Annotated in this window: 17 protein-coding genes; 13 read left to right on the top strand and 4 right to left on the bottom strand. The window is 59.4% G+C overall.

The window, feature by feature from the left end; all coding sequences use genetic code 11:
• The first annotated feature begins 1 nt into the window (after position 1).
• Both J3B00_RS16730 and J3B00_RS16725 read left to right on the top strand, forming a co-directional pair.
• A complete protein-coding gene (locus J3B00_RS16730) occupies positions 2-913 on the top strand; it encodes a polyprenyl synthetase family protein (protein WP_209868907.1) in 912 nt (303 codons plus the stop codon).
• A 113-nt stretch (positions 914-1,026) separates the two neighbouring features.
• A complete protein-coding gene (locus J3B00_RS16725) occupies positions 1,027-1,875 on the top strand; it encodes a helix-turn-helix transcriptional regulator (protein ID WP_209868906.1) in 849 nt (282 codons plus the stop codon).
• 220 nt (positions 1,876-2,095) lie between these two features.
• Here J3B00_RS16725 and J3B00_RS16720 read toward each other — a convergent pair whose 3' ends face one another.
• Positions 2,096-4,216, bottom strand: a complete 2,121-nt coding sequence (locus J3B00_RS16720) for a TonB-dependent siderophore receptor (protein ID WP_209868903.1) — start codon at positions 4,214-4,216, stop codon at positions 2,096-2,098.
• A gap of 531 nt (positions 4,217-4,747) precedes the next feature.
• Between J3B00_RS16720 and J3B00_RS16715 the strand changes: the two genes are divergently transcribed.
• The 7 genes from J3B00_RS16715 (at position 4,748) to J3B00_RS16685 (ending at position 12,350) form a co-directional block, all read left to right on the top strand.
• On the top strand, positions 4,748-5,626 hold the full coding sequence (locus J3B00_RS16715) for a DUF4123 domain-containing protein (RefSeq protein WP_209868901.1): 879 nt from the start codon (positions 4,748-4,750) through the stop codon (positions 5,624-5,626).
• Positions 5,626-9,129, top strand: a complete 3,504-nt coding sequence (locus J3B00_RS16710) for a T6SS effector BTH_I2691 family protein (protein WP_209868898.1) — start codon at positions 5,626-5,628, stop codon at positions 9,127-9,129. Before J3B00_RS16715 ends, J3B00_RS16710 begins: the two co-directional genes overlap by 1 nt.
• A complete protein-coding gene (locus tag J3B00_RS16705) occupies positions 9,122-9,868 on the top strand; it encodes a hypothetical protein (RefSeq protein ID WP_209868896.1) in 747 nt (248 codons plus the stop codon). Before J3B00_RS16710 ends, J3B00_RS16705 begins: the two co-directional genes overlap by 8 nt.
• A 142-nt stretch (positions 9,869-10,010) precedes the next feature.
• Positions 10,011-10,259, top strand: coding sequence for a hypothetical protein (locus tag J3B00_RS16700; RefSeq protein WP_209868894.1), 249 nt, complete (start codon positions 10,011-10,013; stop codon positions 10,257-10,259).
• Complete coding sequence (locus tag J3B00_RS16695; protein WP_209868892.1) at positions 10,252-10,995, top strand: hypothetical protein; 744 nt, start codon at positions 10,252-10,254, stop codon at positions 10,993-10,995. Before J3B00_RS16700 ends, J3B00_RS16695 begins: the two co-directional genes overlap by 8 nt.
• 94 nt (positions 10,996-11,089) lie before the next feature.
• On the top strand, positions 11,090-11,833 hold the full coding sequence (locus J3B00_RS16690) for a hypothetical protein (RefSeq protein WP_209868889.1): 744 nt from the start codon (positions 11,090-11,092) through the stop codon (positions 11,831-11,833).
• A 109-nt stretch (positions 11,834-11,942) separates the two neighbouring features.
• Positions 11,943-12,350: a hypothetical protein gene (locus J3B00_RS16685; protein WP_209868887.1), complete on the top strand. Its 408-nt coding sequence runs from the start codon at positions 11,943-11,945 to the stop codon at positions 12,348-12,350.
• Between the two features lie 165 nt (positions 12,351-12,515).
• On the opposite strand, the gene J3B00_RS16680 is transcribed toward J3B00_RS16685, so the two are convergent.
• Complete coding sequence (locus tag J3B00_RS16680) at positions 12,516-14,516, bottom strand: U32 family peptidase (RefSeq protein WP_209868885.1); 2,001 nt, start codon at positions 14,514-14,516, stop codon at positions 12,516-12,518.
• Positions 14,517-14,693: 177 nt separating this feature from the next.
• Between J3B00_RS16680 and J3B00_RS16675 the strand changes: the two genes are divergently transcribed.
• The 3 genes from J3B00_RS16675 to J3B00_RS16665 are packed head-to-tail and all read left to right on the top strand — an operon-like array spanning position 14,694 to position 18,396.
• Complete coding sequence (locus tag J3B00_RS16675; protein ID WP_209868883.1) at positions 14,694-15,206, top strand: (2Fe-2S)-binding protein; 513 nt, start codon at positions 14,694-14,696, stop codon at positions 15,204-15,206.
• Positions 15,203-16,195, top strand: coding sequence for a xanthine dehydrogenase family protein subunit M (locus J3B00_RS16670; protein ID WP_209868881.1), 993 nt, complete (start codon positions 15,203-15,205; stop codon positions 16,193-16,195). Before J3B00_RS16675 ends, J3B00_RS16670 begins: the two co-directional genes overlap by 4 nt.
• Positions 16,192-18,396: a xanthine dehydrogenase family protein molybdopterin-binding subunit gene (locus J3B00_RS16665; RefSeq protein ID WP_209868879.1), complete on the top strand. Its 2,205-nt coding sequence runs from the start codon at positions 16,192-16,194 to the stop codon at positions 18,394-18,396. The genes J3B00_RS16670 and J3B00_RS16665 overlap by 4 nt, the downstream gene beginning before the upstream one ends.
• A gap of 141 nt (positions 18,397-18,537) precedes the next feature.
• On the opposite strand, the gene J3B00_RS16660 is transcribed toward J3B00_RS16665, so the two are convergent.
• Both J3B00_RS16660 and J3B00_RS16655 read right to left on the bottom strand, forming a co-directional pair.
• Positions 18,538-20,622 carry a TonB-dependent receptor gene (locus J3B00_RS16660; protein ID WP_209868876.1) on the bottom strand — a complete coding sequence of 695 codons (2,085 nt, stop codon included), beginning with the start codon at positions 20,620-20,622 and terminating at the stop codon, positions 18,538-18,540.
• A gap of 32 nt (positions 20,623-20,654) precedes the next feature.
• Positions 20,655-21,035, bottom strand: coding sequence for a RidA family protein (locus J3B00_RS16655; RefSeq protein WP_209868873.1), 381 nt, complete (start codon positions 21,033-21,035; stop codon positions 20,655-20,657).
• Between the two features lie 177 nt (positions 21,036-21,212).
• On the opposite strand from J3B00_RS16655, the gene J3B00_RS16650 reads away from it, so the two are divergent.
• On the top strand, positions 21,213-21,905 hold the full coding sequence (locus tag J3B00_RS16650) for a class I SAM-dependent methyltransferase (protein ID WP_209868871.1): 693 nt from the start codon (positions 21,213-21,215) through the stop codon (positions 21,903-21,905).
• Positions 21,906-21,925: the final 20 nt, after the last annotated feature.

Below are 21,925 nucleotides of genomic sequence, written 5' to 3'. Positions count from 1 at the left end.
GATGACGACTATCGCGCAACCGCTCCCGGCCGCCGACACAGGCCTCACTGAACATATCGCTCATTTGCAACACACCCTGGAAGCCCGTCTGGACGCGCTGTTGCCGCTCGGCCAGGAGCGTGACCTGCTTGCCGCGGCCATGCGTGACAGCACTCTGGCACCGGGCAAGCGCTTGCGTCCGTTAATGCTGATGTTGACCGCCGAAGGGCTTGGTGCGTGCCCGCGGGCAGCGCTGGAGCTGGGTTGTGCGGTGGAGATGGTACATGCCGCCTCGCTGGTGCTCGATGACCTGCCGTGCATGGACGATGCCGCCTTACGGCGAGGTCGCGCCACCTTGCACCGGGCATTTGGCGAAGACGTGGCGATTCTGGCGGCGATCGCCTTGCTCTCGCGCGCGTTCGGCTTGCTCGCGGCTATCGAGACTGTTGCGCCGGCGACGCGCAGCCGGCTGGTGGCGATCCTTGCCGAGGCCATTGGTGCCCAGGGGCTGGTCAAAGGGCAGTTGCAGGACTTGCGCGAGGGCAGCCAGGCGCGCAGCGCCGAACAGATCGCCGAGACCAACCGGCTGAAGACCGCGGTGTTGTTCGGGGCGATCATGGACATGGCCTGCCAGCTGGCCGGTTCACCGGTGGGGGTGCGCGAAGCATTGCTGAACTTTGCGGGTGAACTGGGCCAGGCATTCCAGCTATATGACGATTTGCGCGACCTTGATCCAGCGACGGGCAAGGACCCAGGCAAGGATGCCGGCAAGTCGACGCTGGTCGCGGTGTGCGGCGAGAGCCGTACCCGGGAGCAGTTGCTGGGCCACTTGAACACTGCCGAGCACTACCTGGAGCAGGCGTTCATGGGCGAGCAGGCATTGGCGAGCCTGTTGCGCAAGGTGTTTGGCCGTGTCGAGGCTGGCCGTTGTTGAGCGACTTCCCATGCCCTGCGGGGGCGGGCTTGGCCTCACCCCAAAGGGTGATGGTCGCCGCGCCCACTAACTGAAACAATCCCCACCATCCCCTCTGGCAGCGACCAAGACCGATGAGCAAAGACCGCCTGAAGTCGCCCGACTGGCATGCGCGCATGGCCCTGGCCATCGATGCCATCGGCACGCCTGGCTTCGTCGACGCGCTGTTCGCTGCGCTGACCTGCCTGGCCCCGTCACAGGCCATCACGGTGTTTCTCTATCCCCACAAAGGCCTGCCCTCGGCGCTGTTCGAAAAAGACGCAGAGGGCCCCTGGCTGCCCGAAGGCAATGTGCAGAAATACCTCGAAGGCTACTACCTGCTGTGTCCGTTTTACCGTGCCTGCATGGAAGGCATCACCCCTGGCTGCTATCGGCTGAGTGATGTCGCGCCGGACCACTTCAAGCGCAGCGAGTACTACCTCTCGTTTTATCAACACGCGCATCTGGAGGACGAGCTCAACTACCTCATTCCTCTCGATGCACACCTGACCATCGCAGTCGCCTTGGCCAGCACGCGGCGCCTGGCCAACCAGCAGGTGGCGGACCTCAAGTGCGTGGCGCCGTGGGTGCAGGCAGTGGTGCGTCGGCAGTGGGCGTATCTGAATGCCGAGGCGCTTGGCGGGCGTTTCGAGAGTGCCCTGGGGCGGCAGATCAACGCGGCGCTGAACAACTTCGGTTCGTCGTTGCTTACCGAGCGTGAATGCCGCATCGCCCAGTATCTGCTACGCGGGCATTCGACGCGGTCGCTGGCTGAGCGTTTGGGCATCAGCGAAGACACGGTCAAGAGCCACCGCAAGAACCTCTACAGCAAGCTCGACATTGCCAAGCAAGCCGAGCTGTTTTCGCTGTTCATCGATTCGCTGGCGCAGGCGCAGGAAGGGTTGAGCAAGGATCCGCTGGAGAGTTATCTGCGTAGGCGGTGAGGTTTGGGGCGAGCTTTCAAGGGCTTCGCGTGAACGCATGATTGCGTTGTCACGCGAGCAATGCCGGGGCCGCTGCGCAGCCCAATCGCGACACAAGGCCGCTCCCACAGGTACACCTCCAATCAGGAGGCATGCGCGGGACTTGTGGGAGCGGCCTTGTGTCGCGAAAGGGCCGCGTTGCAGCCCCAGCATTGGTGGCCTCAATACCGATAGCAGAGCCTTAGAACGTGTAGGCAATCCCGGCCTGCACCGTACGCGGCGCGCCCGGGTAGGCGTACGTGTTGAACGCGCCTTCGTCATAGCCCTTGTTGAAGACGTTCTTCACGTCCAAGTTCAGCCGCACATGCTCGTTGAGCTGGTAGAAACTGAGCAGGTCGACCACGGTGTACTGTTCCATGGTGTAGGTGACGGCGGCGGTCTGGCCCTCGCGGTCATCCACGTGCTTGATGCCCACGCCCAGGCCGAGACCCTTGGCCAGGCCATCCTGGAACTCGTAGGTGTTGAGCAGGCTGAAGCTGTTACGCGGGATGTTCGCCAGACGGGTGCCTTTGGCCAGGGTGTTGTCCTCGGTCACCTCGGCGTCGACGTAGGCGTAGCCACCGATCACCCGCCATTCAGGGGTAATGTTGCCGGCGATGTTGATGTCCAGGCCGCGGCTGCGTACTTCGCCGGCAGCGATGCTGTAGGTGCCGGTAGGATCTGCCGGATCGCGGGTCAGGACGTTTTCCTTGACGATGTGGTAAATCGCGGCATCCACGCTGAGCTGGCGGTCCAACGCTTCCCACTTGACGCCCAGTTCGTACGACTTGCCTTTTTCCGGGTCGAAGCCGCCACCTTGAAGGCTGGCACCACTGTTGGGCTTGAACGAACGCGCGGTGTTGGCGTACACCGCGACGGTGTCGGTCAAGTCATAGATCAGGCCGAAGCGAGGCGTCACGGCATTTTCGGCCTTGCTGAAGTCTCGAGTCGTGCTCAGGAAGTCGTCATAGTCATGTTCGAACCGCTCAAAGCGAACACCGGCCAAGGCCTTGAGGCGCTCGGTCAGGGCAACCTGATCCTGGACGAAGGCAGCCCAGGTCTTGAGGTTTTCTTTGTCATACGTCGTAGGGGTGGCGTTCAGGGCAGGGCGCGGCTGGCCCAGCACGGGGTTATAGATATCGATTAGGTAGGGGGCCGACGAACGCTGGATGATCGACTTGTAGTCGTAATCCTCGTACTCGATGCCGGTCAGCAACGTATGCGCAAATCCTGCGGTATCGAAGTGGCCAGTGAGGTTGAGCTGGTAGTCGCGGTCGGTCCATTCCAGCTTGCGGTAGTTGAAGTTGCGTTGCAGGGTGCGGCCGTCAGCGGGGGCGCCGTTGGCCTCGACCGCGTTGCCCTTGAGCGTGCCGTCCAGCCATTGCATACCACCGGCCAGGGTCCAGTTGTCGTTGAGCAGGTGCTCGAAGCGCAACTGGGCCATGTTGTTGTCGTTGTGCAGCAGGTTGTCGCTGCCTTTTTCCCAGATATTGGTGTCACGCGAGGCGCTGCCGCTTTGCGTCGTGTAGCGGGTCAAGCCACGGTCGAGTGGGTGGTTGTTGCGCATGAAATCGCCCTCGAAGACGATCCGCGTGCTGTCGGTGGCCTGCCAGCTAAGCACCGGGGCGACGTCATAACGCTCGCTCTCGACGTCATCACGGAAGCTCTCGCCGCCTTCACCCAGTACGTTCAGGCGGTAGGCCAGGCGCCCGTCTTCGCTGAGCGGGCCGGTGGCATCCAGAGTTGCGCGGTGCATGCCCTGGTCATCGAACTGGCTGCCCACGGTAACCTTGGGTTCGGCCAGCGGTTGCTTGCTGACAACGTTGAAGGTGCCGCCGGGATCGCCACGCCCGTAGAGGCTTGTGGCAGGGCCGCGGATCACTTCGAGGCGTTCGACGGTGTTGGCGTCCGGGGCATTGGGATAGCCGCGGTTGATCGGGAAGCCGTTGCGGTAGTACTCACCGGTGGTAAAACCACGCACGGTGACGGTGGTCAGGCCCTGGCCGCCGAAGTTGTTCGCCCTGCCCACGCCCCCGGCGTAGTCCAGCGCATCCTGCAAGCGGGTGGCGCCGGTGTCTTCGATGACATCCTTGGGTACCACACTGATCGACTGCGGGGTTTCATGCAGCGCGGTGTCGGTGCGTGTCGCACTTGCCGAACGTGTTGCCTTGTAGCCGACCACCGGGCCGTCGGCGCGTTCGCGCTCGCTGATGGCATCGATGTTGACGGCTTGCAGCTCCAGCGGCTCTCGGGTTTGCGAGTCAGCTAGCACGGACGGGGAGATTGCGTTTAGGAGGAAGAAAGAAACGAACGCACGGCGCATGGACGGTACGATCCTTGGAAGGGTGGGAAAGAGCGCGGATCATATCTGGTAAGGATTATCATTTACAGCTGTATTTGGTGTACCAGCGTACCAGTGTGCGAGCCAGGATTTTCGCGAAAGAGAGTACCGCGAAGGTGGAGGTCGCCGAGCACACTCGCTCAAGGGGAACACCACCTTCGCGGTCGATACAGAACTTGTAGGAGCGGGCTTGTCCCGCGAAAGCGCCCGTATGCCAACGCAAATCAAGACTGACTGCGCAACTTAGCCAAGTGTCATTGGCATCTCCCAATGCGGAATACGAAATGTCCTGAGCCCCCATCCATATAAACACTGCGTTTGCGTTATCTAATTATATTCGGAAACTTCCTACTTTCTCTTCGGAGCTGTCTGGCGGGTAACTTTTCTCCGCTCATGTAACTATCGCACTTGTTCCTTCAACTTCCAGATGTCTCGGCTTCAGCGCCTTCTAACGGGGGGATTCCATGTTTGCATCAACTAATTACGCGAGCAAGCCACGCAAGAAGGTCGGTCATGAGTAGCGTGAACTCGGCCAACTATCTGCTGATTGATGGCGTGTTGCGCCCCGATGCCTTGTCGACGTTGTATCAGCGCACCGAAGCCCTTGAAATCGAGCCGTTGTACCTGAAAACGCGCTGGGCTGCAGTGCACGACCTGGGGCCCATCCTGGTCTCGATTCAGGGCGCGACAAGTCTCATCGACGAAACACTCGACACTGCCGCCGGCCGACCTGATGCGAGCCTGCTGCACAGTGACGCATCGATCGGCAGCCTCGCAGACCACCTGCGATGCTTCATCGCCCCGCCTGATGTTCTAGGTGGTAACGGCTTGCTGCGGTTTGCCGACCCACTGGTGACACGCCATTGGCTCGACAGCTATCAGGGCGCCCACCTGGATGCGGTGCTTGGGCCGATAAGTACGTGGCACGTACCGGAAACAGTCCATGCCTGGGAGCGTTCTGAGCGGCCTGTGTGGCGAAGTTTTTCTCGTCAGGCAACTCACCCGGTGACGCTTGATAGCCTCGGCATGCTGGGTGAAAGCCAACTGAGCGCGCTTGATCAGGCCGCCCGCTGGACGCTCATCGAGCAACTGTACCGAAGCCTTTCAGAGAACTATCCACGACATTTGGCGCGCATTGATAAAGATCAGCTGAGCCACTGGTTCAACGAGCGGTTGGATCAAGCGCAAGCCTGGGGCCTTGGCAGCGAGCGCAGTGTTGCGATCTGGGTGGAATGCAGTCTGTGCTGGGGTGATGACTTCACCTCCAGCCCTGATGGTCCCTATCGGCAATGGCTGGCGCGCACGCCTGACGCTCACAGGATCGCCCCAGAACTGCGTATCCAGCAAATGGATATCTATTGCCAGTCGCTCGAACTTAACAAGGACGCGTGATGCACAAGACAGCTACAGAAGCCCAGTTAAAACAGGCTCGGCGTAATCAGCAATTTACCAACGTCCCTATCGGAAGCGGGCAGTGCCCCTGGAAGCACGCGGAGGTGGCGATCTTCCCGGTCCGTTATGCCCTGGACGAATCCCCCCTGGAAAAAGACAGCAACCAAGGCCCGCACGCGCTTCCCCGCGACTGGCCGCGCCCATCACCGGCCTTGCAAACCCGCAGCTACACCCTGCGCCAACTGCGCGACGGCTGGGTTTACGTCTGGAACGAGGTCGAGCAGACCTTCCATGAGTACCAGGTCAGCGGCTGGTATTTCACCCGGCACATCTGGACTGACGCCCAGTTGAATCAGGACGTGCGGCACAACCCGGGCGAAACCCATCAGTATCTGCTCTATTCACGCCGCAGCCGTCTGCGGATCGCCTATTCGCCTGTGCAGTGGACCTGGCGGATGTGCGAGTTGATGCGCAGCAGCGCGCCAGGGCAGCGCCCATGGATGCGCGAAGTCGATCTGCCGACGTTTTGCGTGAACGGCCAGGTTGCTCACGGCGACATGATCACCGCGCTGGGCAAGAGCGTCGCCGACATCCTCGTCACCGGCGAAACACCCCCTGACTTCACCAGCACGCTGTTGCCGACCATTGCTACAGAGCCAGACGCCCCTTTCAAGGCGGCGTTTGAAGAGGCCCTGGTGCGCGGCTGGGTACCCGAACAGGACACCGCCCTGTTTGTCGCCCTGGATGATCCGTTGGCGATCGTCGATGACCTGACCATGAACCTGACTGGGCGGCTGCTGGAGCAAAGCCAGTTTGAAAGCCAGCACCAAGATCAGCTGCAAAGCGCCATTACAGTACAGCGGCTGTGTGGTTTCGATACCGATGCGTTCACGCCCGAGACGATCACCGATCCATTTGAACGCCAGGCCTATGCCGATGACCTCTACACCCTGCTGTATGCCTACGATGCCCTAGAGAACACCAAGAATCTGGTGGATGCTGACTATGAATGGGTGGTGGAGGCTAGAGATAGGGGGACCGTCGAATCCGCACACGCTTTCAAGCGCACATGGGGGCATTTACCGGATCAAGCCAAATGGGGGGAGGCCCTCGAAGAGTGGAACGCCAAGCGCCTGTGGCGCGAAGACGTCCGTTTTGAAGAGATGCAAAAATACCTGACGCGGACCACCGCCGAGGCGCAACGCCTGAGTACTCATTGCCAGCGTAGTGAGCAGGATCTGCTGGCGTGGCTGAATCGGTTGCAGCCTTTTGCCGAAGTTATCTACTACGACACCTGCAACGAAGCGCAAGCCAGCCAACTGCTGAACATGGCGCATGCCCTCTACACCGTATTGGGCAATGGCGAGGCTGGCCAAGCGTGGTTGTGCAAGCAGGCTACCCGCCCCAGCACGTTGTTTGGCACGGCCCTGTTCAACTTCAATCCAGAACTCGCGACATTGTTCCGCACCGTGTCGCACAACTTCAGCACTACCGGCGCACTTGACGACCAAGGCCGCCAGGGCGATGGCAGCTCGCCGGCCCTTACGCTCACTTCACCAGGCGATGTCACCAGCGTCGCCACGCGCGCCAATGAACTCAAAGCGGTGCTGGATCTACAAGCCGTTCGCGACAGCAAGCTCTACAACGACATGAGCAGTGCCGCCAAACAGGCCATGAGCACCCTGATCCAGGTTGCCAACCATCAGGCCAGGGAGGCCTGGCACGGCCTGAGCGGCCTGTTGTTGCCGGCGATGAAGCACGAAGCCGCGCTGACCCTCGCGCTCCCTCAAGTGCTGATCTCCACCGAGATTTCCAGTAGCACCCGGCTGGCCTTCAACCCCACCTTCCAGCGTGACTACCAAGCCTGGTTAATGGAGGTCGTCACCATTGAAAGGAGGATACAAGGCGCCAAACGGGTCTTGCAGCGCCCGGGTAAAGTTCATGATCAGCGCGCCGCACGCCTTGCGTTGCCGGCACATGAAGAACAACTGAGACACCTGTTCATGAGACGTCCCAATCAGCTGGTCGCAACAGCGGCGGGGAAAACGCGTGTGCCGGTGAGCTTGGCGCAGCTCAACAGTTGGCTTGGCGACCTCGGCCAGGCCGAGGTACGCACGCAACACAAACTGATGGGCACCGAGGATTACCAGAGGCGCACCAGAGCCTGGATGGACCAGAACCTGGGCAATGCCCTGCCAGCCTTGTTGGTTGGGTTGAACGCCTGGAATCTCTACAGTAGCGCGCAGAAGGCGCAAAACGATGGGCGATTTACCGCCGATGAGTGGCGCACGGTGGCGGCCAATGCGGCTTACACGGGCAATGCGTTGGCAGCGCTGTGGGTGGGGCCTGCGTGGAGTCGGGCGGGGAAAATGTCTGCTGAAGTTGGACACAAGACTCGAAGTTTGGCTCAGGCAGCCTATAAAAACTGGCTTTCGCTAGTTGAAGAGGCGATCACAAAAGGCGAGGCGGCAAAGGCAGCAACCGCCAGTGAGTTTGCAGCGTTCTCCAAGCGCCTAATTTGGCGCACGATCACGTGGGCAACATTGGGAGCTGTCGCGACTGGGCTTGAGGCTTGGCAGGTTTACAAAGATGCCGATGCTGCTACCAGTGCAACAGAGAAGTCGCTGCTTGAATGGAAGTCTAAAATCCTCGTTGTAATGTCGCTTACCTCAGCAGGCCAACTTATTGGGGCAGGACTAGGTTATTGGTTACGCTATGCATGGGTAATGTCGACACCCGTAACAATCGCTTTACTGCTCCTCGGTATCGCCTATCTGTTGGTCACCATGGCCGCCAATCGCTACAAGCGCGAGGGTTTGCGGCTGTGGTTGTACCGGTGCAGTTGGGGGCGCGGGGCAAAGCCTGAATGGTTGGGAGAGGCCGGCCATTCCCAGCAGATGATCGCTTTATTGGAAATACTGCAGCGCCCCACCTTAACGGGAAAAGTGCTGTGCTACAATACCGAGCGGATGCCAACAAGATGGCTTGGCTTCTGGATTCAGATACAGGTGCCTAATGCACTGGCGGGTAAAGTGCTGACTTTAAAACCGGAGCTGGTTTATAAACGTTACTTTTCAAAGAATGATGACCTGCACATCCTGCAAGACAGCTTTTGCGGTCAAATGCTCAACGGCAACTGGGTCGATCCGAAGCAGCTAGGCAAACTGCCTAGCGTCCGCGCAAGCAACATCACTCCCGCTGACTTCAGCTACAGCACAAGCGATCAGCATCGTCTTTGGCAGGTCTGGATTAACGTGCCAATCGCCCACCCGACTATTGAAATGGAAATCAAATATCCAGCCGGGACATATCAGCGCGGTGATAGGCGCGGCTATATGTTCCGCTTGGCGCTAGGAGCGAGCACTAGCGAAGCCGATCGGCTTAATGATGCCTTTAGTGAAGAGCTCACGGAGGAAAGCGGCATTGTGCTGATCAATAATGACATCCAATCATTGCAGCTGATCGTCCCTAACGCAATTAATAGCGAGCCCAACGATGTTTAACCTTGTAAAGGCTCCGCAGTTGCCGCCACAGCTGAAGTGGAAATATGCAGGCGAGCCAGAGCTACTGATGTGGACGATACGCGCACGAAATTACAATACGTTCGTGGCTAACTGCATGTTTGCGTTCATGCAGGTGCTGATAGCAGGCGGAGCATACTTTGTGTTTTCTATTAACGCCTCTAGCGACTCTTTAATTGATCGGGTGATGTCCGGTCTAGGGGTTCATGTTTTTACATCCCTGATTATTCTTAGTATGACCCACCAGCGTATGAATTTTGCCTATCGCATCACTCAGTCAGGGGTAGAGTACTGTGAATGGAAGGATTTTCCAAAGTGGGCGCTGAAGACGATTAAATGGACGGCCGGTATAACAGCGGTCATTCTTATTTTTATGGCGACGATTGATCCGAGTTTTCTGCTTGGCGCACTGATCGGTCCAGGAGGGATGGGGCTGACGTACCTGGCCATGGCAAATTCAAAAAGCTATCAGGCCATGCACACTGAATACCATCACCACTTTCTCCACTGGTCGGAGCTGACGAAACTAACAATTGCAATAAATCGAGTGATGGCAGAGGTGCGCTACAGTGTACCGAAGGTAGGTTCCCCTTATATGACCACTGGTAGCCTTTACGTCTTTTTCAAACGACAAGAAAAAGACCAGGTCGTAACGACTTTAAAAAAGCATCTCCTCCCTAGTACCCCATCAGTCACGGGTAAGGTGGACGTCTTGAACTAGTGAATAGCGATCTGCGCATAGGTTTCGCAAAGCACCCGGCGGAGGCGGCTGAGGTGCTTTGTGATTTCGGAGGCAAGACAAAACCGGCAGACGTTAGCCAAGGCTCCCAAACGCAGAATGACGTTGGCAGGTCTGGATTAACGTGCCGATCGCCCACCCAATCATTGAAATGGAAATCAAATATCCAGCCTGGATATATCAGCGCGGTAATAAACGAGGCTATATGTTCCGCTTGGCGCTAGGGGCCAGTACTAGCGAAGCCGATCGGCTTAATGATGTCTTTAGTGAAGAGTTCACGGAGGGAAGCGGCATTGTGCTGGTCAATAACGACATCCAACCATTGCAGATGATCGTCCCTAACGCAATTGATAGAGAGCACTACGATGTTTAAATTTATGAAGGCTCCTGAGTTGCCTCCGCAGCTTCAGTGGAAGCATGCAAGCGAGCCCGAAGTGCTCGCGTGGAAAATTCGAGCACGAAATTACAATACTTTTATCGCCAATACGATGTTTGTATTCTGCTTTTCTATAATAGTGGCGGTGTCAATATATCAATATCTCGACATGAGGGATGATCCTGTTTTTGCCGGCGTGATGGCATTGATGTTATTCATTGTGGTGACTGTGGCATTGTTTTCAATGACCCATCAGCGCATGAATTATGCTTACCGTATTACACGGTTAGGTGTGGAGTATTGCAAGTGGAAAGATTTTCCGAAATGGGCGCAGATGACTGTGAAATGGATAACTGGAATTTCAGCGATTCTTTTCATCTTCATGGCCACCATTGATCCAACTTTTTTAATTGGCGCCTTGATCGGGCCTGGCGGTATGGGGCTGACATATATGGTAATGGCTAATTCTAAAAGTTATCGGGATTTACATACTTCATATCACAATAATTTCTACAAGTGGTCGGAGCTCACCAAAGCAACCATTGCAACCAATAGGGACATGGTAGAGGTGGCTTACAGTGTACCGAGGGCGGGCTCTGTCTTTATGATCACAGGAAGTCTCTACGTGTTTTTCAAGCGAAAAAATAAACAGCACGTGGTTGAAGTGTTCAAAGAGTATTTGCCGTCCGATGTGCTTACTGTAGTTCGTAAGGTAGATGTTCTACATTATTAGTAAAGTGGGGCTAGTTTGGTTGAGTGTATGGCTAGAGACTTGATCCGATCACTGCAGCTGATTGTCCCTGACGCAATTGATAGCGAGCATAACGATGTTTAATCTTGTAAAAGCTCCGAAATTGCCACCGCAGCTGAAGTGGAAATATGCAGGCGAGCCAGAGCTACTGATGTGGGCGATACGCGCACGGAACTACAATACATTCGTGGCTAACAGTATGTTCGCATTTATGCAGCTGGTGATAACAGGGGTCGCGTTCATTATTTTTTCAAATCACTCGTCAAACGATAGCTTTACTGTTCGGTTTTTAATCGCTTTAGGGTTTCATATATTTCTATCATTGACTGTTCTCGGTATGACCCACCAACGAATGAATTTTGCCTATCGACTGACCCGGTCAGGGGTAGAGTATTGTAAATGGAAGGATTTCCCAAAGTGGGCACTGGTGACACTAAAGTGGATGACTGGCATCGTAGCGATTATTTTTATCTTCATGGCGACGATTGATCCGAGTTTTCTGCTTGGTGCACTGGTTGGTCCAGGAGGAATGACGCTGACGTACCTGTCCATGGCAAATTCAAAAAGCTACCAGGCCTCGCAAACAGAATACCATCATCATTTTCTCCGATGGTCGCATCTGACTAAACTAACCATTGCCACCAATCGCGATATGGTGGAAGTCGATTACAGCATACCTAGACCAGGCAATCGTAGGACTACCTGGAGCCTTTACGTTTTTTTCAAGCGACAAGAAAAAGACCGGATTGTAACGACTTTCAAAAAGCATCTCCTCCCTAGTGCCCCTTCAGTCACTGGTAAGGTTGACGTGTTGAATTAATGAAAAAGGTAGCGAAGGGTTTACAGAGTAAAGCGGCATTGTGCTGAATAATAACGACATCCACTCATTGGGTTGATCGTCCCTAATTCAATTGACAGCGAGCGCCACGATGATTGCCCTCATGAAGGTTCCTGAGTTGCCTCCGCAGCTCCAGTGGAAGCGTGCAAATGAACTCGCGCTGTTGGAGTGGACCCTACGGGCACGGAATTACAATACATTCGTGGCTAACTGCATGTTTGCATTCCTGCAAATACTGATAGTGGGTGGTGCCTATATTGTGTATTCCAATTTCACGCCAGGCGAAGGGTTTATAGCTCGAGTTCTAGTCAGTCTAGGGTTCTATTTATTTATTTTCCTGACTGTACTCGGCATGACCCACCAGCGCATGAATTTCGCCTATCGTATCACTCAGTCAGGAGTGGAGTACTGTGAATGGAAGGACTTTCCAAAATGGGCGCTGACGACGCTGAAGTGGATGACTGGCATCACAGCGATTATAAAGTCATCTTCCACCTGATATTTCCGTTAACCTGTGTAAGGTAGATGTTTTGCATTGCTAACATTTTGGGCACTCAATCGGCTTGGCGCATGGGGCGCGCGCGCCACCCAACAGACACCGCCACAAAAAAGCCTGATTGCGCCCAGCTAAGGTGCAATCAGGCCGTTACTACCCGCCAGCCAATCAATGCGGCGCGCGATGAATCGTCTTCAGCAGATCCTCCGGGCTGATATGCCCAACCACCTGCGCCACGCCACTCCCCGGCGTCGGCAAATCAATGATGTGCGATTTCATCTTGCCCACCACATGCATCTCGCACGGCTTGCAGTCAAACTTCAGGGTCAGTACTTCATCTCCCTGAATCAACTGCATCGGCGCCACCTTGGTGCGTACCCCGGTAACTCCTTTGGCCTGCTTCGGGCACAGGTTGAAGGAGAAGCGCAAACAGTGCTTGGTGATCATCACCGGCACCTCGCCATGCTCCTCATGCGCCTCGTAGGCCGCATCGATCAACTGCACACCATGGCGATGATAGAAATCACGCGCCTTTTGGTTGTACACGTTGGCCAGGAACGACAGATGCGACTCAGGATAAACCGGCGGCGGGCTGGTCTCAGCCTTGCGCCCGCCACGTGGATGAGCCTTGACCCGTGCTTCGGTCAGCGCCTCGATCGCTTCGCGGCGCAGGGCCTTGAGCTGCGAGTTGGGGATGAAGAACGCCTGCGGCGCATCCAGCTCGATGGCACTGGCGTGGTACTGGGTGGTGCCCAATTGGCCGAGCAGGTCGTGCAACTGATCAAGCGCTTGCTGGGGCTTGTTGGCCTCGCCAAACGGTCCATCAAGGCCGACGCTGACCGACACGCCTTCCTCACTGGTTGCCGTCAGCTGCAGGCCTTGCTCGCGCAGCACGGCCTGCCAGGCAACCGCCACGCGCCGCTCGGCGGAGGTGCGCTGCAAGGCCTGCTGCCAGTTGTGGTCGAGGTTGCGCGACAGCGGGTGATTCGGCCGCAGGCGGTACATGCCGTCGGGCATCTCGTTGGGCTCGACGCGGTAGCGATAGCGCGCCTGGCCGTCTTCCTCGAACTCGCCCTTGAGCTCGGCGATGTTGGCCCGGAAGCCCACCACGTCGCGCTTGACCAGCACGTTGAGGCCGTCACCGTTGCTCAGTGGCACCTCGGTGACCACCTGCAGGTCGCGCTTGCCGACTTTCTCCACCACGCCCACGTGCAGTCCGGTGAAGGTGGGCGAGTCGAACGCGCCGATGTCGATCTTGCGGTCGCTGACGAAATAGTCGGTGCTGCCGCGGTGGAAGGTCTTGTCCGGGTCCGGCACGAAGAAGTGCTCGGTGCGCCCGCTCGAGGCGCGCGCCTTGGCCGGGCGGTCTTCGAGGATCGCGTCGAGCTCTTTGCGGTAATGGGCCGTGATGTTTTTCACATAGCCCATGTCCTTGTAGCGGCCCTCGATCTTGAACGAGCGCACGCCAGCGTCGACCAGGTCACGCAGGTTGGCGGTCTGGTTGTTGTCCTTCATCGACAACAGGTGCTTCTCGAAGGCGACCACGCGGCCCTGATCATCCTTGAGGGTGTACGGCAGGCGGCACGCCTGCGAGCAGTCGCCGCGGTTGGCGCTGCGCCCGGTCTGTGCATGAGAGATATTGCACTGGCCGGAGAAGGCCACGCACAGCGCGCCATGGATGAAGAACTCGATGGCAGCATCGGTCTCGCTGGCGATCGCGCGGATCTCTTGCAGGTTCAGCTCGCGGGCCAGTACCAGTTGGGAGAAGCCGGCCTGATCGAGGAACTTGGCTCGAGCCAGGGTGCGGATGTCGGTCTGGGTGCTGGCATGCAGCTCGATCGGCGGAATGTCCAGCTCCATCACCCCGAGGTCCTGCACGATCAGCGCGTCGACGCCGGCGTCGTACAGCTGGTGGATGAGCTTGCGTGCCGGCTCCAGCTCGTTGTCGTGGAGGATGGTGTTGATGGTGGTGAAGACCCGCGCATGGTAGCGCCGGGCGAACTCCACCAGTTCGGCGATTTCGCCGACTTCGTTACAGGCATTGTGCCGCGCGCCGAAGCTCGGGCCGCCGATATAAATGGCATCAGCGCCGTGCAGGATGGCTTCGCGGGCAATCGCCACGTCGCGGGCAGGGCTGAGCAGTTCCAGGTGATTCTTTGGAAGGGACATGTCGTTATTTTTTCGGGCTGTCACGGTTAGGCGCGCATTGTAGCGGTGAATTGGGCTGGCGGCACCTTTGGCCTGCCCGATGGAGCTCGGCACCGCTCGCGGTATTGCTTTGAACGCCCGCCCAAGCCCCCCGGTCGTACCTGAAAAACAGAACCCGACTGACCGTGAGGCCTGACCATGAGCGACACTCCACCGGACTACCCGGGCCAGGCAATTCGCCTGACCCTCAACGGCGCACCCAGACAATTGCAGGTGCAGCCCTGGTTGACCTTGCTCGACCTGCTGCGCGACCAGCTCGACCTGATCGGTACCAAGAAGGGATGTGATCACGGCCAATGCGGCGCCTGTACCGTGTTACGCAACGGCCGCAGGGTCAACGCCTGTCTGACCCTGGCGATCATGTGCGACGGCGATGAGCTGACTACCATCGAAGGTGTCGCGCAGGGCGAGACCCTGCATCCGCTGCAACAGGCCTTCATCCGCCACGACGCCTTCCAGTGCGGCTACTGCACGCCAGGGCAGATCTGCTCGGCGCTGGGCATGGCCGCTGAAGGACGCGCGCACAGCCGCGCCGAGATCAAGGAAGCCATGAGCGGCAACCTGTGTCGCTGCGGCGCCTACGGCAACATTCTCGATGCCGTGGAAGAAGCCTTGCCCCTGATGCAGACGCAGGGAGGGCCGCGCTCATGACCCCGTTCAACTACAGCAAGCCCGCCACTGTCGACGAGGCGCTTGGCCTGGCGGGGCCGCAGGCGCGGTTCATTGCTGGCGGCACCAACCTGCTCGACTTGATGAAAGAAAACCTCGTGCACCCCCAGCACCTGATCGACATCACCGGCCTGCCGCTCGACCAGGTCAGCGAGACCGAGGATGGAGGCCTGCTGATTGGTGCTCTCGTAAGCAATGCAGACCTCGCCTGGCACCCGTTGATCGAACAGCGCTACCCGTTGTTGGCCCAGGCCATCCTGGCGGGGGCGTCGCCGCAGCTGCGCAACATGGCCAGCACCGGCGGCAACCTGCTGCAGCGCACGCGCTGCTATTACTTCTACGACGCCAGTACGCCGTGCAACAAGCGTGAACCGGGCAGTGGCTGCCCGGCGCGGCATGGCCTCAACCGAATACACGCGATCCTCGGTGCCAGCGAGGCTTGTGTCGCCGTGCACCCCTCCGACTTGTGCGTGGCGCTGGCGGCGCTTGAGGCGGTGGTGCATGTACGGGGCAAGGCGGGCGGGCGGCAGATTGCCTTCGCCGACTTTCACCGGCTACCCGGCGATACGCCAGAGCGCGACAGCCAATTGGCCGATGACGAGCTGATTACCGCCATCGAGCTGCCCCCACCGCGTTTTACCCGCCACTGCCACTACCTCAAGGTCCGCGACCGGGCCTCGTACGCCTTCGCCCTGGTTTCGGTGGCTGCCGCTCTCGAGTTGGACGGCGAGCGTATTGTTGACCTGCGCCTCGCGCTGGGCGGCGTCGCGCACAAGCCATGGCGCGATCTTCAAGTGGAGCAGGCTCTGCGCGGCCTTCCGGCAAACCACGAGAGTTATGCCCGTGCCGCGACCATGCTGCTGGCCGGCGCCCAGCCATTGGCGCACAACGGCTTCAAGCTGCACTTGGCCCATCAGGCGATCATCCGCGCCCTCGCTACAGCCGCTGCCACGCCGGGAGTTGTCTCATGAAAACCTCAGAACGCGCCTGTGGGCGCGCCATGGACCGCGTCGACGGCCCCGCCAAAGTTACCGGCCAGGCCCGCTACGCCGCTGAATACCCGCAGCCGGGACTGCTGCAGGGCAGCGTGGTCTGCAGCAACGTGGCCAGCGGACGCATCCGCGACATCGATTGCCAGGCTGCGCTCGCCTTGCCGGGGGTGGTGGCGGTCTTGCACCACCTGAACCGACCACCTCTGCCGTGTGACGACGACCAGTACAGCGATGCCGATGCTGCTGACGGTTCGCCGTTCCGCCCATTGTTCAATGATCGCGTGTTGTACAGCGGCCAGCCCGTCGCCCTAGTGGTCGCCGAAAGCCTTGAGCTGGCGCGTCATGCGGGTTCATTGCTGCGCATCGAGATCGAAGCCAGCCCACATCAGACCGACCTGCTGGCAGCGCTGCCGCAAGCGCACACGGCCCCCGCTGACCTGCCCAAACCACGTGGCGATTTCCAGCAGGCGTTTGCCGCCGCTGCCATCAAGGTCGACGCCCGCTACTCGACGCCTGTCGAGCACCACAACCCGATGGAACCGCATGCCTCGACCGTGGTTTATCGCGAGGACGGCAGCCTGGAGATCCACGACAAGACCCAGGGCACGCAGAACTGCCGTGACTATCTGCACAAGGTGTTTGGCCTGCCGAAGAAAAACATTCGTGTGTTCGCCGCCTATGTCGGTGGCGCCTTTGGCTCGGGCCTGCGCCCGCAATACCAATTACCGCTGGCGGTGATGGCGGCCTTGCACGTGCAGCGTTCGGTACGGGTCAGCCTGACCCGACAGCAGATGTTCACCTTCGGTTATCGCCCGCGCACCTTGCAGCGACTCGAACTGGGAGCGGACCGCGAAGGTCGGCTGCAGGCCATCCGGCATCAGGCGACCGGGCAGACCTCGCGTTTCGAGGACTTCACCGAGCATGTGGTGGAGTGGAGCGGGATGCTTTATCGCTGTGACAATGTGGCCATGGACTATCAACTGGTGCCACTGGATGTCTACACGCCCCTGGACATGCGCGCGCCCGGGGCTGCACTGGGTTTGATCGGCCTGGAGTGCGCCATGGATGAGCTGGCCGTGCAACTGGCGCTTGACCCCGTCGAGCTGCGCCGGCGCAACTTTGCTGACAGCAATGGCAACGAAGGTAAACCTTACTCGAGCAAGGCCCTGCTGGATTGCTATCAGCAGGGCGCCGAGCGCTTTGGCTGGAGCAGCCGCGACCCACGCCCACGCAGCCGCCAGGAAGGACCTGATCTGATTGGCTGGGGCATGGCCGGCGGCGTCTGGGAAGCGCTGCAGATGAAGGCCAGTGCTCGCGCACGCTTGGATGGGCGTGGCCATTTGACTGTGAGCAGTGCGACTACTGATATCGGTACCGGCACCTATACCGTGATGACCCAGATTGCCGCTGACGCGATGGGTGTGGCGCCTGCCGATGTGACCTTCTTACTGGGTGATTCGGACCTGCCCACAGCACCGTTGCAGGGTGGCTCGTTCACGGTCTCGTCGGTTGGTTCGGCGGTACGCCAGGCCTGTGAAGTGCTACGGGCCAAGCTATGGATGGCGGCATGCGGGTGTTATCCCGAGCTGGCCCGCGACAAGGCTGAGCACATGGTCATTGTCGATGACCATCTGCAGGTCGGTCGGCGCCGTTATCTGCTGAGCGATGTATTGGCCTCGCTGCCTGGGGGGTGCCTTGAAGCCAAGATCGACGCCGAACCGGATTCCAGGCGTGAAGCCTTTGCCACGGCCACGCATTCGGCGGTGTTTGTCGAGGTGCGGGTGGATGAGGCGCTGGGTACTGTCCGGGTGAGCCGCGTGGTCAGTGCGGTGGCGGCAGGCAGGGTGATCAACCCCAAGACTGCGCGCAGTCAGATTCTTGGGGGCGTGGTCTGGGGGCTGGGCATGGCCCTGCATGAAGAGACGCTGAGCGATCACCCGCTTGGGCGGTTCATGAACCACAGCCTGGCGGAGTATCACATCCCCGTGAACGCTGATGTCGGCGAAGTGGAGGTGATCTTTGTCGATGAGCCGGATGACATCGTCAATGCGCTGGGCTCGAAGGGGGTGGGGGAGATTGGTCTGGTGGGCGTGGCGGCGGCGGTGGCCAATGCGGTTTACCATGCCACGGGCAAGCGTTTGCGGGATTTCCCGTTGACGGTGGAGAAGGTGCTCGGCTGAGCATCGCCTGGGGCTGCTTTGCAGCCCATCGCGGGGCAAGCCCGCTCCTACGGGTTTTGCGGTGCACGCACAAAGCGTGAACGACACCCCATCCTGTAGGAGCGGGCTTGCCCCGCGAAGAGGCCAGTCAATCCACACCCTCTAGAACTGATACTCCAGGCCCGCACCGGCATACCACGACCGACCTGGCGCCGCTTCGTAGAAGCGTCTATTCGTTATGTCACCGATGATTACGGATCCGACGTATTGGCGGTCTAGCAGGTTGTCTAGACGCACCAACTGGTGAAACGTCCAAGGTCCGTAGTGCTGTTCAAATCGCGTTCGCCAATTGAACACGACGTAGCTGGGCGCAGCCTTAAAATCGTTGCTGTCTTCGACATAGACCTGGCTTCGGTACTGACCTTCCAAGCCCATACTGATGCCAGCGCGAGGTTTCCAGATCAACTCGCCAAACAAGCTGCTGCGTGGCACACCGGGCAGGTAGTTGCCCTTTTCGATGAGGGTTCCGTTCTGTCTGAAGTCCTCGTCGTAGGTTGCATGAAGCAGGGTATAAGCGAGGTTCGCCTGCCACTGCTCGTTCAACTCTCGCTGCACACTGAGCTCCAGCCCACGACGCAGAGTCTTCCCCGCATTGTCATAGCTGGTACGACCATTATTGGACCCAGAGATTACGATCTCGTCCTGAGTCCTGATCTCGAACACCGCAGCATTGATCCGCGTACGCTCGTCGGGCTTGGCCTTGATACCCACTTCGTACTGGGTGCTGGTAGAAGGCTTGAGGCCAAAGTTGAAGCCCTCAACGGCACCCGGCGCATAGGCCATCTCAGCCTGAGTCGGTGTCTCGAACGCCTTGCCGGCACTGACGTAGCCGTGCAGTTGCGGAGTAAACGCATACATCACCGACAGGGTCGGGGTGGTGCGCTGGTACTTTTTCGAGCCGCTGGCGTCGCCATTGCTCAAGTAGTGGTCATTGACCTCCATCTCCATGCTGCTGTGACGCACTCCGGCGTCCACCGTCCAGCGGTCCAGCTCCCAGTGGGCCTGCAGATACGGGTCAAGGCTGGTGGCAGTGTCCTTCTCGTCACGGCGCAGTTCGCCCTTGACGCCCAAGGTGTCGCCGCTGAAATTCTGGTAACCACGCCGGTCATCGCGGCTACGGTCGTAGTCGGCGCCGGCGGTCAGGGTCAGCGCGCCGAAGGCGACATCGACCGGCTGAATCCAGCGCAAGGTGCCGCCGTGAAACTCGCGGTCGAAGTCGACTACACCACCGCCGCGCTCGTTCGGCGGGGTGCCTCTGGGAATCGACAGGTACTGAATCACACTGCGCTTGCCGGCGTACAGGTTGAACTGCAAGGTCGCATCGCCGAAGTTGCGCTCATAGTTCATCCCCACCTGTTGATGGTGGATGCTCTTGCGCGTGTTGTACTCCTCGGCCCGCGTGCTCACCGAGCGCGGATCGTCCTTGTAGCCTTCCCAGGTCTGGCCCAGCGGATCCTGCGTGCCATTCTGCTCCAGGCTGCTGAAGATCAGCGCAAGGCGGCTGTCATCATCAGGGCGGACATGTACCTTGGCAAAGGTCTGGTCACGGCGGGCAGCGCTGTGATCACGGTAGCCGTCGGTGTCCAGCCGCGACGCATCGAGGACAAACCCGGCCTGGTCGTTGCCACCTTCGCCATACACATGGTTCTTGTTGAAGCCATCGCTGCCGAAGGTGGTCTCAACGCCAACCTTGGGTGGCCCGGCGCCGTCGCGGGTGAACATCTGGATCACGCCGCCGGCGTTGCTGCCATAAATCGCCGAGGCAGGTCCGCGCAGGACTTCGATGCGGTCGGCGACGTCGAGGTTGAGCGAGGCTGCCTGACCCTGGCCGTCCGGGGTGCTGGCCGGAATGCCGTCGCTGAGCAGCTTGATCCCGCGGATACCGAACGCCGAGCGGGCGCCGTAGCCGCGCGACGAGATCTGCAAGTCCTGGGCGTAGTTCTGGCGGTTCTGCACCACCAGGCCAGGAATACGGTTAAGCGCCTCGGACAGGTTGACGCCCAGCTGGCCGTCGCTGATCTGCTCACGCTCGACGGTGTCGATGGAGTAGGGCAGGTCGAAGCTGGCGTTGGGCGCGTAGGTGCCGGTCACCACCATCGGTTCGAGGAGGGTGAAGGGTGGGGCCGTCTCGGCATGGGCGAGGGAGCACAGGCCGAGGGTTGGGAGTAAGACGCAAAGGTGACGCATTGAGGGCTTCCTGCTGTGTAACTTTGGAGATATCAGCCCTTGGCCGCCATTGCGGTCACTTCAACACGCATGCCTTCCACCGCCAGTGCAGCCACGCCAACCGCGGCCCGGACCGGCCATGGCTGGCTGAAGAAGCGCTGGTACACCTCGTTGAACGCCGGACGGTCGGCCATGTCGGTGAGGTAGATGGTCAGGTGCAGGACACGGTCCATCGAGCTGCCCGCGCGCTCCAACGCCACCTTCAGCGCCTGCAGGGTGCATTCGCTCTGTTCGACGATGCCGCCCAGTTCCAGACTGCCGTCGGCGCGGGTGGGGATCTGGGTGCTCACCAGCAGGCCGCCAAAGCCGGTCACGTCCGACGAAATCGACTCTGGATCCGGGTCCGGAATGTAGGTGATGTCTGCATTTGCCATGGGAATGTTTGCCTTGCAACGGAAGGAAAGCTGCAAGCGTACTTGAGCCGGCAGAGCCGGTCGAGCCGCCAGAGCACGCCCGCTCAGCCAGGAGAATTGAAATAGCCGCCATTGACGGTCAGAATCGCGCCCCATTTGGCCGAGCGCGCTGTGCCGGTCGTAGAGAAGGAACAACGGTTGAACGAACAGACTTTGTCGATGCGCCTCGAGCGGGTGGCGGCCCACGTGCCGGCCGGCGCGCGGCTGGCCGATATCGGCTCCGACCATGGCTACCTGCCCGTGGCATTGATGCTGCGCGGGCTGATCGAATACGCAGTGGCGGGCGAGGTGGCGCAGACGCCGTTTCATTCCGCTCAGCGCAACGTGCGCAAGAACGGCCTTGATGAACAAGTGACGGTGCGTCTGGCCGACGGCCTGGCGGCCATTGCGCCTGCCGACCGGATCAACGCGATCAGCCTCTGCGGCATGGGCGGCGAGACCATGTGCGAGATCTTCCAGCGTGGCAAGCAGCACCTCAATGGGCAGGAGCGGCTGATCCTGCAACCCAATGGCGGTGAGCGTGAACTACGCACGTGGCTGATGGAAAACGGCTACCAGATCGTGCATGAGGAGTTGTTGCGGGAAAACCGTTTCGACTACGAAATCATCGTCGCCGTGCCTGGGGTGGCAACGCACTATACGGTTCAGCAACTGTTTTTCGGGCCACGTCTGCTAGAAGAACGCAGCGAGCCGTTTCTGGCCAAGTGGCGGCGCGTGCTGCGCCAGCGCCAGCAGACCTTGGCGCACTTCGCCCATGCCCAGGAGGTTCCTCAGGACAAGGCGCGTGAGTTTGCCCGGCAGGTCGAATGGATCAACGCGGTGCTTGGCTGAGGGCGATGGTCGCCACGCCA

It is taken from the genome of Pseudomonas sp. BP8 (assembly GCF_017875955.1).
Taxonomy (GTDB): domain Bacteria; phylum Pseudomonadota; class Gammaproteobacteria; order Pseudomonadales; family Pseudomonadaceae; genus Aquipseudomonas.
This window is presented reverse-complemented; position numbering and strand designations above follow the sequence as displayed.

Excerpts from the sequence above, each read along its gene's own strand:
- J3B00_RS16665 (WP_209868879.1), top strand. The coding sequence starts at position 16,192 with ATGAAAACCTCAGAACGCGCCTGTGGGCGCGCCATGGACCGCGTCGAC.
- J3B00_RS16680 (WP_209868885.1), bottom strand. The coding sequence starts at position 14,516 with ATGTCCCTTCCAAAGAATCACCTGGAACTGCTCAGCCCTGCCCGCGAC.
- J3B00_RS16720 (WP_209868903.1), bottom strand. The coding sequence starts at position 4,216 with ATGCGCCGTGCGTTCGTTTCTTTCTTCCTCCTAAACGCAATCTCCCCG.
- J3B00_RS16725 (WP_209868906.1), top strand. The coding sequence starts at position 1,027 with ATGAGCAAAGACCGCCTGAAGTCGCCCGACTGGCATGCGCGCATGGCC.
- J3B00_RS16705 (WP_209868896.1), top strand. The coding sequence starts at position 9,122 with ATGTTTAACCTTGTAAAGGCTCCGCAGTTGCCGCCACAGCTGAAGTGG.
- J3B00_RS16655 (WP_209868873.1), bottom strand. The coding sequence starts at position 21,035 with ATGGCAAATGCAGACATCACCTACATTCCGGACCCGGATCCAGAGTCG.
- J3B00_RS16710 (WP_209868898.1), top strand. The coding sequence starts at position 5,626 with ATGCACAAGACAGCTACAGAAGCCCAGTTAAAACAGGCTCGGCGTAAT.
- J3B00_RS16675 (WP_209868883.1), top strand. The coding sequence starts at position 14,694 with ATGAGCGACACTCCACCGGACTACCCGGGCCAGGCAATTCGCCTGACC.
- J3B00_RS16685 (WP_209868887.1), top strand. The coding sequence starts at position 11,943 with ATGATTGCCCTCATGAAGGTTCCTGAGTTGCCTCCGCAGCTCCAGTGG.
- J3B00_RS16670 (WP_209868881.1), top strand. The coding sequence starts at position 15,203 with ATGACCCCGTTCAACTACAGCAAGCCCGCCACTGTCGACGAGGCGCTT.
- J3B00_RS16660 (WP_209868876.1), bottom strand. The coding sequence starts at position 20,622 with ATGCGTCACCTTTGCGTCTTACTCCCAACCCTCGGCCTGTGCTCCCTC.
- J3B00_RS16715 (WP_209868901.1), top strand. The coding sequence starts at position 4,748 with ATGAGTAGCGTGAACTCGGCCAACTATCTGCTGATTGATGGCGTGTTG.
- J3B00_RS16695 (WP_209868892.1), top strand. The coding sequence starts at position 10,252 with ATGTTTAAATTTATGAAGGCTCCTGAGTTGCCTCCGCAGCTTCAGTGG.
- J3B00_RS16690 (WP_209868889.1), top strand. The coding sequence starts at position 11,090 with ATGTTTAATCTTGTAAAAGCTCCGAAATTGCCACCGCAGCTGAAGTGG.
- J3B00_RS16730 (WP_209868907.1), top strand. The coding sequence starts at position 2 with ATGACGACTATCGCGCAACCGCTCCCGGCCGCCGACACAGGCCTCACT.